Below are 11,648 nucleotides of genomic sequence, written 5' to 3'. Positions count from 1 at the left end.
TGCTGTGCCGCCTTGCCGAGGACCCCGCCCCCCGTGCCCCCGGGGGTGCGGCGGGTGGCGGCCCACGCCTCGACCGTGGAGCGCCGCCAGCGCGGGGTGCGGCGGGCCGGCGGGCGGCCGAGGTCGGGATCGTCGGGGGCCGGCGCGGTGCCGCGCGAGACGTACCCGCGCCAGGTCGGCGGGCCCACGCCCAGCAGGGCGGCCACCTCGGCCGTGGTGAGCAGCGGGTCGGCCTCCTCGTGGGCGGGCTCGGGGATCGCGGTCATCGCCCCATCGTTCCAGCAATCGCAACGCAGAGTTGTGTGACCTATGCCACAGCCTCGCCCGACGATTCCCGGGATAACTGCAACGCTGCGTTGTAGTATTGACCCATGCCCCACAGGGGGGCCGAGGGGAGCACCAGATGACCGCCGCCACCACCGCCCAGGAACTCCGCAACCAGGCCGACGCGCTCGACACCGCCGCGTTCGAGTCCCGCCAGCGGTGCGGTGCGGACGGCGCCCTCACCCAGCGCTCCTCCGGCCTTCTCGCCGACGAGAAGCGCCTGGAGGCCGCGATCATCGAGCGCGGCGGGGTCTGGGACTTCCCCGCCCTGTTCGACCTCGACGGCAACCTCGTCCCGGCCCGGCAGGTCGAGCAGGAGTTCCGCGGACGGACCCGCCGGGTGTGGCGGCTGCTCGACGCGAACGGCCGGGGCATCGGCTGGTTCAACCCCTCGCAGGCCGAGGACAAGGACCGCCGCCGGGCCACCAACGCCAAGAAGGGCTACTACCTCGGCCGCGCGCTGGCCCCGGCCCGCGCCGAGCTGCTCGGCAGCCACATCACCACGGTCCGCGCCTACGCGGTGCGCACCGACGGCGGCTGGAGCGCCGACGTCACGGTGATCGACAACGGCCAGCGCGACGAGCGGGCCGAGACCATCGCCGCCTACCGCACCGCCTGGGCCGCCCGCGACCACAAGGCCATCGCCGCCCTGGAGAACGCCGCCGACGCCGGCAGCTACGTCGCCGAGCTGATCGCCGCCCGTAAGTCCGCCTGACTCCGCCCGCGCCGCCTGGTCGCTGACCGGGCGGCGCCCCACCAGCACCCCCACCACCCGAAAGGCACACCGGTGACCACCACCACCGACACCGCTCCCGACACCGGACATCTCGTCGCCACCCTGCCGCGCGGCCTCACCGCCGACCCGGACGTCCTCGCGGACGTCGAGGACTGGCGCTCGATCCCGCCGCGCCGCGCCGGAGCGCGCCGACGGGGCCTCGCCGGCTACCGCCGCCGCCGCGGCTTCACCCCTGCCGCCACCAAGGGCCCGCGATGACCACCGCCGCCCGCAAGACCACTGCCCGCAAGGGCACCCGCCGCGCCCGGCCCACCCTCACCCCCGAGGAGCGCGCCGAGCGCATCGAGACCGCCCGCGCGCAGCTCGCCGCCGGGGTCGAGAGCCTGCTGACCTCCGAGGGCTGGAAGCGCCTGATCGAGTCGCGGCAGTGGCTGCGCCGGTACAGCGCCGGCAACCAGCTCATGATCCTCATGCAGCGGCCGGACGCCACCGACGTCCGCTCGCTGCGCGACTGGAACACCGCCGAGTGCCTCATCCGCAAGGGCGAGGCCGGCATCCGCATCTGGGCGCCCGCCGGACGGCGCGGCGCGGGTGCGGCCAAGGCCGAGGGCGAGCAGGTCGCCCCCGAGACCCCCGAGGCCGCCCCGCCCGGCACGCCGGTCCGCAGTGGCCCGCGGTTCATCCTCGTCTCGGTGTTCGACCGCTCCCAGCTCGTCGAGCCACCCACGGTCGACGAGGCACTGGAGACCCCCGAGCTGCTGCGCGGCGATGCCCCGGCCGGACTGTGGGACGGGCTCGCCAAGCAGGTGGCCGCCGCCGGCTACGCGCTGGAGCGCGGGGACTGCGGCACCGCCAACGGCCACACCGACCCCGTCGAGCGCGTGGTGCGGGTCCGCGAGGACGTCGACCCCGCCCAGGCCGCGAAGACCCTCGCCCACGAGCTGGCGCACGTCCTGCTGGAGCACACCGCGGCCATGCCCGGCCACGTCCGCGAGGTCGAGGCCGAGTCCGTGGCGTGCGTGGTCGCGTCGGTGGTCGGCCTGGACTCCGGCGCCTACTCCGTGCCGTACGTGGCGGGCTGGGCCGGGGACGTCGCCGCGGTGAAGGCCTCGGCCGAGAAGGTGCTCGCCACCGCCGACCAGATCCTGACCGCGCTGGGCGTCCCGCGGCCGGGGCACGGCGACTCCGGCGACGAGTCGTGAGCACCACCGGCGGCCCGAGCCGGCGCGGCGCGTTCGGCGTCGCGCTGCTCGGGCTGCCCTTCGCCGGCAACCTCGCCGGCTCGGGTCAGGACGACGAGCCCGCCAACCTCGACGAGGCCGGAGCGGACTTCCGCCTGGAGGCCGCCCGCGACGACGGGTCCACCCTCGTCGCCGCCTCCCCGGTCCGGCTCGCCGCGGTCGAGACAGCGCTGACCGACGCAGGGTTCCGCGTCCGCCTGCACGCCGCGGGCAAGCACCGCCGCGCCAGCACCGAGAAGGAGCACCGACCGTGACCACCCCGCCCGCCGACGTCCAGCTCACCGTCCACTGCCCCACCTGCCCCGACTTCGGGCCCCTGGAGGTCGACGACCTCTTCGCCGGCCTCGACGCGGCCGGCACCCACGACGACGACCACCACGGCGGCGCGATGTCCGCGTACGTCCACGTGCCGGACCAGGTGGGCGCGCCGTGACCCTCGCCGAGGCCCGAGCCCTCATCGGCACCGACCGGCTCTGGCTCGTCCCGGCCACCTCCATCACCACCGGCAAGGTGCTCGCGGGCGTGAAGGTGCACGGCGCCCGTGTCTCCTACGGCACCGCCCAGCTCCTCATTGAGCCGCTGTCCGGGCGCGGCGCCCGCTGGGTCGCCGCCGACCTCACCCAGGAGATCGAGGACCAGTGATCACCCCTCCGGGGGCCGTTCCCCCGGCCACCAGGGAAAGAGTCCACCAGAAAGGGAAGATCGACATGGCCGACATCGGAACGCCTGACAAGTGGTGGGACGAACCCGCCGAGGACCCGTGGGAGATCCCCATCCCCGCCGAGCCGGTGACCACCCCCGCGCCTCAGCGTGAGCCGGTGCCAGCGTGAGCGTCATCGCCTACCGGGCGTGGAACGTCGCGCCCGGCCTCGGGATCCTCACTCCCGCCAATGTCGACATCACGCACGACCCCCAGCCTCGGGACCGCTGCTGGGCGTCCAGCACGATCACCGCCAAGTGCCGCGAACGGCGACACAGGGCGCCGATACCGTCGCCGCGCTGCACGTGTGGCATCTACGCCTGGAAGAGGCCGGTCGACCCCGACCTCACCAACCACTGGACCGCCGCGCCAGCCGCCAACGTGGCTGTCGGCGTAGTCCAGATGTGGGGCCGGATGTGCGACGGGCCGAAGGCGACCGGTTACCGCGCCCAGCACGCCCGGATCGTCGCCCTCGTCGCGGACCCTGCCGGCAACCTCGACCGGTCCCGCTACCCGGACGTCGCGGTCTACCCCGATCTACTGACCATGTACTCGGAGTGGGACACCACCCCGGAGCTGGGTTTCGCCGCCGATGCGCATCCGGCCGAGGGGCGGCAGATCTCGATGCTGCTCTGGGGTGGCACTGACAGGTGCATCTCCTGCGGCGACACGGTCAATGCAGGAGAAGAGGTCGTCAAATACGACGGCCGCAACCCCTGGGTGGATGGGCGGGAGGTTCCCGCTCTCCTGCACAGGCGCCCGGATTGCGTCCTGAATCCGGGCCCGAGGCAGCAGGACCCGGGGAGGTTCTTCTGCTGGGATCGAGAGTGGGCGTACGCCAACCGCCAGCCCCGAAAGCTCCTCCCGTGAGCACCCGCAACCCGCGCGCCAGCGTCGAGCGTGCCACCGCCCTGGCCCGCTCGCTGGGCTATCGGGTCCGCGAGTCGGACTGCCGCGACATCGATGGCACGGTGAACCTGGACATCGCCGGCTACGGCGATCTGGTGGAGGTCTGGTTCAAGGAGCACCCCACCACGGGGTACCTGCGCTTCCATCGCGGATTCCTGCACGGCTCGGCAATGAGCGGCGACTGGTGCACGACCTGGACCGCCACAGCCGAACTGGTCACCTCCATTGCCGACGGGCAGCGCGTCGACATCACCCCGCCCGAGCTGCGCGGCGAGGGCATCGCCGCCAGCGTCCGCGAGGGCTGGGTGCGCGACACCACGCTCGACCCTCGCGAGATCACCGACTGGCCCGAGCGCCAGGCCCGCGCCACCGTTCCGTTCGAGGTCGTCGACGGGCGGCCGGTCAACCCCGCCGGCCCCACCGGGCGCATCGGCCGCAACCTCGGCGCCTGGGGCGAGAACGCCGCCGCCGACCCGATCGTGGTCGCGGGAGCCGGCGCGGACCGGCGCGTGCTGCTCATCCGCCGGGGCGACTGCGGGCACTGGGCCATCCCCGGCAGGATGGTCGACCCCGGAGAGACCGCCAACGTCGCGCTCATCCGCGAGCTGCGCGAGGAGACCGGCCTCGGCTACGGCGGGTTCGCTGTGAGCCTCCTCGACCGCCGCGTTGTCGACGACCCGCGCAACACCGACTGGGCCTGGATCGCCTCGACCGTCGCGCTGATCGCGATGGACGAGATCGAGCCAACCGCGGGCAGCGACGCCACCGACGCCCGCTGGTGGCCCTTCCCCAACCTAGACACCCTGCGCGCCGCGGTCACCGCCGCCGGCGAACAGCTCTACGCCGCCCACGAGGCGCTGCTCGCGCTCGTACCCAACGCCTGAACCCCGCCTGGAGGCCCCGATGCTCGTACCGCCGAAGACCAGCGAGGACGGCACCATCTACGCCGCCGTCCAGGCCGCCCCCGGCCTCGTCCGCGAGACCGACTGGCTGCTCACCCGCCAGCACCCCAGCGCCGACCCGATCGTCATCGGCACCGTCCGCGGTGCCGACCTGGCCCGCGTGGCCGTCGCCGCGTTCGCCGCGGCCGAGCTGCCGTGAGCCGGCGCTGGTATCGCGTGTTCGTCTCGGGCGTGCCCGTCCACACGGAGCAGCCGCCGCCCTCGGGCGGCGACGGCAAGAACGTGCGCGACCTGCTCGACCTCGACGACGACGCCCTGCGGCGGCACGCGGCCACCCACGAGGCCGGCCACGTCGTCGTGGCACACCACCGCGGCCTGCCCGTCGAGGAGGTCGCGGTCGACGTCAGCATCACCGACGGCAACGGCCTTCCGCTCGTCGGTGTCTGCCGCTACGGGCCGTTCGACGTCCCGTGGCAGGACTTCGGCGCCACCTGCGCCGCAGGGGGGCGGGCCGCCAACCGCTGGCTACGCCAGGAAGGGCTGGCCACCCCTGGCCGGCTGTGGGCCAACGAGCTGTCCACAGGCAACGACCAGGTCACCCTCGCGCAGGCCTGCGCGGACCTGCCCGCGCCTGTCGTTCTGACCTACGGCCAGCCCGGGGTGGCCGGCGGATACGAGTGGGCCGACCTGGGAGACGCCGCCGAGGCGGAGCTGGACCGGGACTGGCCCGCCGTCCACCGGGTCGCGGACGCCCTGTACCGCGAGGGCCGGCTGACCGGCTCCGACATCGACGACCTGATCTGAGCACCTACCTGCACCCAGGAGGAACCATGACCCGCTACCGCATCGTCTCCGGCGGTTACCTGCACGGCGATCCCGGCGAGCCGGACGTCGAAGTCGACCTGCGCCCCTACCGGGATCCGCACGCCGCCGCGACCCTGCGCTACCTCACTGCCCTGGATCCCGAGGTCCAGGACGCGGTCCGCGGAACCCCCGGCGTGACGGACCTCGTGGACGAGACCGTCACCCGCGCCCTCGCACTGGACGGGGACGAGGTCACGATCACGAGCTTCTGCGCCGGCGGCCGGCACCGCGGCCCGGTCGGCGCCGAGATGATCGCCGACGGGCTGCGTGCCGCTGGTGGCGAGGTGGACCTGCTCCACCGCGACCTCGGCAAGCCCGTCGTCGAACGGCCGACCCGCGAGGTGGACCGGTGACGAGCCTCGCCCCACGGGAACGCCACGAGGCCGTCGGTCTCGACGTCGAGCTGATGCTCGCCGAGTACCAGGCGCTGAAGGCCGAACAGCTCGCCCGCATCGGCACCCGAGACAACCTGCTCTACGCCACGCTGGCCGCCTACGCCGCCGTCGTTGCGGGCGCCATCGGGGCCGGCGGGCCCTTGCAGATCCTGCTGGCACTGCCCGCTGTGGCGGCCGTCCTCGGCTGGACGTACCTGTCCAACGACAAGAAGATCGTGCAGATCCGCGCCTACCTACGGCGAGACCTTGGCGGGCGGCTCGGCCAGCACCTGCCCGACGGTTCGCTCGCCTTCGGCTGGGAGTCCGTCCGGCGCAGTGGCGTCGACCGGTGGCTGGGCAAGGTTGGCCACGTCGCGGTCGACCTGATCGCGTTCTCCGGCGCCAGCCTCGCCGCCCTGGCGGCCTACTGGATCCTGGCCCCGCTCGACGGCCTCACAGCTCTCGCCGCTGCCGAGACCGCGCTCATCCTCGCCTTCACGGCCGAGGTCATCCGCTGGAGCATGGCGGGCCGCGCCCGAGATCGACGTCGCAGCGAGTGAGTGCCGGACAGCGGCGCCCGGCGAGCCGCCGCGATCAACCCGCCGGGCGCTGGGTCGTCGGTGTCGCCGAGGCCGCGCCCGACGTGGCCACGTCCAGCACCATCTCCTGCTGCCACGCCGCCAACATCGCCAGCACCACCGGGGAGGGCCGCGGTGGCGGCGTCGGCCTCGCCGCCCGCAGCTTCTCGAGCGCCGCGTCAACCCCCGGGTTCGGTGGCGTCAGCAGCTCCACCTCCGCGCGCTGACGACGCTGCGCCGACGTCAGCGACTCGACCGGCGCCGTCAGGAGCGCGGTCATGTACCGGTCGAAGGCGGCGCAGTCCCGCGCGTCCTGGAGTGCCTCCGCACCCAGCGGCCCGGCGGACTCGTCCACCGCGAACCGCGCGCGACCACGCGGAGCCTCGGACCGGGGCGGAGACGCAGGCTTCGGCATGGCGGTCACCCTCCGGGGCGGCGGCGGTGTCCCCTCGATCGTAAGGACTACGCCCGGCCACGGCGACCATGAAGTCACAGCGATGTAGTTTCTGCGGTCCCGCGCCGCAGAAAGTCACGCGGCGCCAGAAATCTGACACCTCCCGTTCGGATCTGCCGGATACGCACCCATTTGGTCACGCTGAGAGATACTCGCACGGCCCCCGCTTCCGGCGATCGCCCAGGAGAGACCTTGCGCCTCGTCAGCTCCACCATGACCCGCGCCCATAGTGTGCCGTACTAGGCGTACTGATCCTCGTCACCTGCGTGGCGTGCAGCGATGACGACATCCCACCACCGGAGGTGGTCGCCCGCGCAACGGGCCCCCTCTCTGCCGCGGACTACGTAATCACCCCATCTCCGGCAACCGCCCTGATGTTCGTCTCATCCGGTGGCGGAGAGAAGCCCGACTCAGCATTGAAAGCCGGACTCGTCGACCAGCTCGTTGACAAGCTTCGCTACCAGTAGCCGGACGGGATGGCGGATGCGCTGGGGTCGGAGACATCACGACTCAGGTGTGATGAACGCGGAGCCGAAGACGCAGGTCCCACCGTCCCAGTTGATAGCGGTGGCTTGCAAGCCGAGTCGCAGCACGTCGGTGACGTCGATGTCTACTTTGCGGGTCTCGCCGAGCGAGACGATCTGGAACTCACGCTGGGTACCGTCGGCGATGATTTCGAACTGGCATTGCATGCCGCTCGGCGAGGTGTCCCCAACTCCGAGGGTGAGCTGCAGTCGGACATAGTCCCTACCGAGATTGTATTCGATGGATGTAGCAATACTTGCATTTACATAGAAGGTATCAACAATAAGTGAATTGGAAAGGGTTTCTCCATTGACTGCTGCCTCACGGGCATCAGTCAGAGCAGAGCCTCCTGTGATAGGCGTCAGGCCCGCTAGCGCGCGAGACTCTGGCCCTGTCTGCGGCCGTGCCGAGGCGGACCCGGTAGGACTGGACGTGGCGGCGGAGTCGGTCGGCACCGACGAGGCGGGGGAATCTGTCAGAACCGACGTGGTGGGAGTGCCGCTGGCCGGTGGATCCGCGGGTGGCTGGCTGGTCAGTTCGACGGATGTACTCCCACCCTGATCGTCGCCGCCCCCGTCTAGCGCGGTGACCAGTCCCCAGGCGGCAAGGAGCAGCACGAGGAGCGCGGCCGTGGCGATGATGGGGGTACGCGACATGCGGGACGGCGGCGAGTGGACCGGCTGGTGGCTCGGCGGAGTCGGGCTCATGGGGCCCGGCCGGCCCCCACTCGGGTCGAGATGCTGCGTCGTGCCAGCCGTGTCCAGCCGGATGGGCTCGGGGGGAGCGTCCAGCAGCGGTAGCGCGGCGACGCCAGCCAGTGACGGGAGCAGATCAGCGAGGTATTGCGCGGCGATTCGGGCAGTTGCGGGACGGCTGGCCGGGTCCTGGGCGAGCATCGTAGCCAGCACGGTCCACAGCGGGTCGGGCAGCCCATCGGGCCGGCCGGGTGCGGAGTGGGTCGGTGCGAACAACGCGACCTGCTGGGGGAAATCGGCGAACGGTGTCAACCCGCAGAGCAGTTCGTAGAGCAACACACCGGCCGAGTAGATGTCGGCGGTGGGGGCGGCGGCGCGCTGGCCGCGGGTCACGATCTCGGGCGCGATGTATCGCGGTGTGCCGAACACGGCCGCCGTGCCGGTCAGGCTCGTCGACCTGTTGGCGATCTTGGCGATTCCGAAGTCGGTGACCATCGCTCGCCAGGTACCGTCCGCCTCCGGCGAGAGCAGCACGTTCTCGGGTTTCAGATCGCGGTGGATCACCTGTCGTGGCAATTCATGCGCGGCGGCTAGGCCGGTGAGGATCTCGCAGGTGAGTCGTACCGCCTCGGCTGGCGGGAGGGTACCGCGACTCTGCAGGTAGGCGCGAAGGTCCGGACCGTTGACGAGGTCCATGACGATCGCGATGGTCTCGCCCTCCACGACCAGGTCTCGGACCCGGACGACGAACGGCGAGCGCAGCGTCTCCAGGACCTGGTACTCGTCGTGGAACCGGCGTACGACATCGGGCTCCCGGGTCAGCGCGGGCTGGAGCAGTTTGAAGGCGAACGGCTCGCCGTCCGTCGAGCGTCCGCCCCACACCTCGCCCATGCCGCCTCGGCCGAGCAGGGTCTCCATCACGTATCTGCTGCCGAGCGGACGTTCCACGGACGGCTCCCTTTCGGATGGCATCGGTGTACACGAGGACGAGCGGCGGGCGGCTACCTATCGGGTGCATAGTGTGACAGAACCGGATCGATCAGGTTGTCGGTCCGAAGGGGTTGTCGCCAGCCGGACATCTGTTGTGGCGTCAGCGATCACCCGGCTGTTATGCCTGTCCCGCTTCCGGGTCCCGCCCCGACCGAACCTCGCGCCCCAAGCCCACCAACAACACCCGCCCCCACGGGTCGCTACCCAGCAAATTTGTCGGCGCCTTGGGCTCGCAGCCTTCCGCCACACGCCCCCACCTCGTCGCGTTCCACGAGGACGCACACGCCCGCGGCGTCCTGCGCCAGGCCGGCGCGGTGTGGGAGTTCCGCCACGCCAGCCTCCAGCTCTACCTCGCGGGTCCACCTTGAGGTCGACACCGGCCGGGCACGCCGATGCCAGGTAGCCCAGGAAGACCGGCGCTACGCGAACGTCGCGGCGCGCATGTCGAGGCGCCCCGGATTCGCCTCCGATGCGACCAACGGTAGGTTTGCGCCGTGGTGATCGCGGCGTTCGTCGTTGCCTGTCTCGCAGTCGTGGTCGCCGCCTTCTCGGCCTGGTACGGACGCGGACAGAAGCGCGCGGCCGACCTCGCCGCGGCGGAGGCCAGACGCGCTGCGGACGCCGCGGCGGAGACAGTGCGCATCGAGCAGGCCCGGCGGGCCGAAGAGGTCGCCGAGGCCGAACGGCGGCGCGTGCGGTTCGAGCTGGTCCCCGTCGGCGAACAGAACAGCGGTCGGTACATCCTCCGAAACTCGGGCACCGACTCGGCGTACGCAGTGCATGTCGACACGGGCGATCTGGGCGGTGGCGGCCAGGCGACAGACTTCGACGAGTTCAAGGCGGAGGAAGAGCAGATGCTCTTCCTGATCAAGACCTATGGGACCAGGACCGAGTATGTGGAGATCGTCTGGCACCAGAACGCGGACCACTCCGACCCGCAGCGGTCCGTACGCCTGCTGATCCGGTAGCACCCGCGCCCGACCTCAGCGGCCACCCGAATGCAGCCGGCGGGTCAGCGCCCCGCCCTCCACCTGCCCACGCAGCACCTCCGCCAGCGTCCGCAGCGCGTCCCCCGGGGCCAGCTCGGCCTCGGCCGTCACGCACACGCGCCCGCTCACGATCACACGGGCCGATCCACGCACGCCCACGCACACGCGGAGCGGCAGCGCCCACGCCGGTCGGCCCCACGCGCCCACACGCGCGGTCCACGCCCACGCGCGCCGCGCCGCGAGGTCACGCCCTGTCCCACACACGCCGGTGCCCGCGAGCCCGAGAGGAGCCGGATCCACAGGCACCTCACGCGACCTCGAGGTCGCCTCACGAACGGCAGCGAGGAGAGGAAGGCGGCCACGCCCGCCTCACGCGGACCCACGCCCGCCCACGATCACCCGCTCGCCGGCCCTGCGCACCAGCACCAGGTGGTGCTCGGGAATCCACTCCTCGTCCGCCCCGGTGCCGTCCGGCCGGTCGGTGTCCAGCTCGATCTGGCACCAGAACCGCAGGCCCGTCCGGCCGAGCTTCTTCCGCCGCTCCACCGTCGCCGTGCCGTACCGCGCGGCCATCTCACCGAGGTCGGTCACCCGGCGCACCCGGTCCCCCCGCCCCAGCGCCCCGTCACCCAGCCGCGCGCTCACGACGGGCTGCCGTCATCGGCAGCCCGCGCGGCGGCGGCAGCCTCGATGTCGAGCACGCGCTGGACCCGGGCCACCGCGTCGCGCATCGCCCGGCGGCGGATCATCTCCGCGTACGTCGCCAGCGCGGCGGCCTCGTAGCGGGCGACGTGGGAGGCCCCCGTGTAGGTGTACCGCAGGCCCTCCGGGGGCCGCTCCAGCCCCGCCAGCCGCACCACCGCGTAGATGAACCGGCGGCGCCGAGGGTCGCCCCACGGCAGCGCCGGCAGGCCACCCGCGGCGTCGATCTCCTCGGCCAGCGCCACCGCGCGGGCGAGCGCGGGACGGGCGCGCTGCGTGGTCGGCACGGCACACCTCCGGGGGGTCGGGTCCAGCTGAAAGGCTACAGACTACAGACGACGGTACGACTACGCTGCGCGACAAAATCTTGAATCGTGGCCAGAGGTCTGCCCGCCGCCTTCTTGTCGTAGCGACGAGAAGGACGAATTCCCTGGTGGGCAAGGGCAAGAGCGCCCCGGCGACGGATCTCCAGACGGATCTCTCCCGGCCGAAATGTCGGACGGATCTTCCTCCCGGCCGTGCCGGCGGCACGCGCCGGCCGAGCGCGGCGGTGGGGGGCGGCCGGACGGTGTGGGCTGCCTCTTATACACCTCTCCGACGCCACGGCACCAGAGTGGCAATCGCACGTCGTCTTCAGACCGACTAACACACAACACTGCCTACAA

Annotated in this window: 21 protein-coding genes; 15 read left to right on the top strand and 6 right to left on the bottom strand. The window is 72.1% G+C overall.

What is annotated here, in order from left to right; translation table 11 throughout:
* Positions 1-266: helix-turn-helix transcriptional regulator (locus AB1460_RS32675; protein WP_368966033.1), on the bottom strand; the 266-nt coding region annotated here is incomplete at its 3' end.
* A gap of 137 nt (positions 267-403) precedes the next feature.
* Between AB1460_RS32675 and AB1460_RS32670 the strand changes: the two genes are divergently transcribed.
* The 13 genes from AB1460_RS32670 to AB1460_RS32610 all read left to right on the top strand — a co-directional run bounded on the left by AB1460_RS32670 (position 404) and on the right by AB1460_RS32610 (position 6,610).
* Positions 404-1,039: a hypothetical protein gene (locus tag AB1460_RS32670; protein WP_368966032.1), complete on the top strand. Its 636-nt coding sequence runs from the start codon at positions 404-406 to the stop codon at positions 1,037-1,039.
* Positions 1,040-1,111: 72 nt separating this feature from the next.
* Positions 1,112-1,318: a hypothetical protein gene (locus AB1460_RS32665; RefSeq protein ID WP_368966031.1), complete on the top strand. Its 207-nt coding sequence runs from the start codon at positions 1,112-1,114 to the stop codon at positions 1,316-1,318.
* On the top strand, positions 1,315-2,262 hold the full coding sequence (locus AB1460_RS32660; RefSeq protein ID WP_368966029.1) for an ImmA/IrrE family metallo-endopeptidase: 948 nt from the start codon (positions 1,315-1,317) through the stop codon (positions 2,260-2,262). The genes AB1460_RS32665 and AB1460_RS32660 overlap by 4 nt, the downstream gene beginning before the upstream one ends.
* Positions 2,259-2,555, top strand: coding sequence for a hypothetical protein (locus AB1460_RS32655; RefSeq protein ID WP_368966027.1), 297 nt, complete (start codon positions 2,259-2,261; stop codon positions 2,553-2,555). Before AB1460_RS32660 ends, AB1460_RS32655 begins: the two co-directional genes overlap by 4 nt.
* Complete coding sequence (locus AB1460_RS32650) at positions 2,552-2,734, top strand: hypothetical protein (protein WP_368966025.1); 183 nt, start codon at positions 2,552-2,554, stop codon at positions 2,732-2,734. The genes AB1460_RS32655 and AB1460_RS32650 overlap by 4 nt, the downstream gene beginning before the upstream one ends.
* On the top strand, positions 2,731-2,943 hold the full coding sequence (locus AB1460_RS32645) for a hypothetical protein (RefSeq protein WP_368966024.1): 213 nt from the start codon (positions 2,731-2,733) through the stop codon (positions 2,941-2,943). Before AB1460_RS32650 ends, AB1460_RS32645 begins: the two co-directional genes overlap by 4 nt.
* Before the next feature lie 65 nt (positions 2,944-3,008).
* Positions 3,009-3,131, top strand: coding sequence for a hypothetical protein (locus AB1460_RS32640; protein WP_368966022.1), 123 nt, complete (start codon positions 3,009-3,011; stop codon positions 3,129-3,131).
* Entirely contained in the window at positions 3,128-3,871 is a 744-nt protein-coding gene (locus tag AB1460_RS32635) for a hypothetical protein (protein WP_368966021.1), read from the top strand. The genes AB1460_RS32640 and AB1460_RS32635 overlap by 4 nt, the downstream gene beginning before the upstream one ends.
* Positions 3,868-4,794: an NUDIX domain-containing protein gene (locus AB1460_RS32630; protein ID WP_368966020.1), complete on the top strand. Its 927-nt coding sequence runs from the start codon at positions 3,868-3,870 to the stop codon at positions 4,792-4,794. The genes AB1460_RS32635 and AB1460_RS32630 overlap by 4 nt, the downstream gene beginning before the upstream one ends.
* Before the next feature lie 19 nt (positions 4,795-4,813).
* A complete protein-coding gene (locus AB1460_RS32625; protein ID WP_368966018.1) occupies positions 4,814-5,011 on the top strand; it encodes a hypothetical protein in 198 nt (65 codons plus the stop codon).
* The gene (locus tag AB1460_RS32620; protein ID WP_368966016.1) at positions 5,008-5,616 is read left to right on the top strand and encodes a hypothetical protein; all 609 of its coding nucleotides are present in this window, start codon (positions 5,008-5,010) and stop codon (positions 5,614-5,616) included. Before AB1460_RS32625 ends, AB1460_RS32620 begins: the two co-directional genes overlap by 4 nt.
* A 26-nt stretch (positions 5,617-5,642) precedes the next feature.
* Positions 5,643-6,029 (top strand): RNase adapter RapZ, encoded by a 387-nt coding sequence (locus AB1460_RS32615; RefSeq protein WP_368966014.1) that lies wholly within the window; start codon positions 5,643-5,645, stop codon positions 6,027-6,029.
* Complete coding sequence (locus tag AB1460_RS32610) at positions 6,026-6,610, top strand: hypothetical protein (protein ID WP_368966012.1); 585 nt, start codon at positions 6,026-6,028, stop codon at positions 6,608-6,610. The genes AB1460_RS32615 and AB1460_RS32610 overlap by 4 nt, the downstream gene beginning before the upstream one ends.
* 34 nt (positions 6,611-6,644) lie before the next feature.
* Here the strand turns inward: AB1460_RS32610 and AB1460_RS32605 are convergent, their stop codons facing one another.
* A complete protein-coding gene (locus AB1460_RS32605) occupies positions 6,645-7,043 on the bottom strand; it encodes a hypothetical protein (protein WP_368966010.1) in 399 nt (132 codons plus the stop codon).
* A 542-nt stretch (positions 7,044-7,585) separates the two neighbouring features.
* Entirely contained in the window at positions 7,586-9,250 is a 1,665-nt protein-coding gene (locus tag AB1460_RS32600; RefSeq protein ID WP_368966008.1) for a protein kinase domain-containing protein, read from the bottom strand.
* 266 nt (positions 9,251-9,516) lie between these two features.
* On the opposite strand from AB1460_RS32600, the gene AB1460_RS32595 reads away from it, so the two are divergent.
* On the top strand, positions 9,517-9,660 hold the full coding sequence (locus tag AB1460_RS32595; RefSeq protein WP_368966006.1) for a hypothetical protein: 144 nt from the start codon (positions 9,517-9,519) through the stop codon (positions 9,658-9,660).
* Positions 9,661-9,786: 126 nt separating this feature from the next.
* Complete coding sequence (locus tag AB1460_RS32590) at positions 9,787-10,260, top strand: hypothetical protein (protein ID WP_368966004.1); 474 nt, start codon at positions 9,787-9,789, stop codon at positions 10,258-10,260.
* Positions 10,261-10,275: 15 nt separating this feature from the next.
* On the opposite strand, the gene AB1460_RS32585 is transcribed toward AB1460_RS32590, so the two are convergent.
* From AB1460_RS32585 to AB1460_RS32575, 3 genes are all read right to left on the bottom strand, one after another.
* Positions 10,276-10,410, bottom strand: coding sequence for a hypothetical protein (locus AB1460_RS32585; RefSeq protein WP_368966002.1), 135 nt, complete (start codon positions 10,408-10,410; stop codon positions 10,276-10,278).
* A 240-nt stretch (positions 10,411-10,650) separates the two neighbouring features.
* Complete coding sequence (locus tag AB1460_RS32580; protein WP_368966001.1) at positions 10,651-10,926, bottom strand: hypothetical protein; 276 nt, start codon at positions 10,924-10,926, stop codon at positions 10,651-10,653.
* Positions 10,923-11,270, bottom strand: a complete 348-nt coding sequence (locus AB1460_RS32575; RefSeq protein ID WP_368965999.1) for a hypothetical protein — start codon at positions 11,268-11,270, stop codon at positions 10,923-10,925. Before AB1460_RS32575 ends, AB1460_RS32580 begins: the two co-directional genes overlap by 4 nt.
* Positions 11,271-11,648: the final 378 nt, after the last annotated feature.

The sequence above is a fragment of the Parafrankia sp. FMc2 genome, assembly GCF_041008525.1.
In the GTDB taxonomy this organism is placed as follows: domain Bacteria; phylum Actinomycetota; class Actinomycetes; order Frankiales; family Frankiaceae; genus Parafrankia.
The sequence above is the reverse complement of the archived record's forward strand: the minus strand, read 5'-3'. Positions and strand labels throughout refer to the sequence as shown.

Coding starts and splice junctions, on each gene's coding strand:
- AB1460_RS32670 (WP_368966032.1), top strand. CDS start 404: ATGACCGCCGCCACCACCGCCCAGGAACTCCGCAACCAGGCCGACGCG.
- AB1460_RS32660 (WP_368966029.1), top strand. CDS start 1,315: ATGACCACCGCCGCCCGCAAGACCACTGCCCGCAAGGGCACCCGCCGC.
- AB1460_RS32605 (WP_368966010.1), bottom strand. CDS start 7,043: ATGCCGAAGCCTGCGTCTCCGCCCCGGTCCGAGGCTCCGCGTGGTCGC.
- AB1460_RS32625 (WP_368966018.1), top strand. CDS start 4,814: ATGCTCGTACCGCCGAAGACCAGCGAGGACGGCACCATCTACGCCGCC.
- AB1460_RS32640 (WP_368966022.1), top strand. CDS start 3,009: ATGGCCGACATCGGAACGCCTGACAAGTGGTGGGACGAACCCGCCGAG.
- AB1460_RS32615 (WP_368966014.1), top strand. CDS start 5,643: ATGACCCGCTACCGCATCGTCTCCGGCGGTTACCTGCACGGCGATCCC.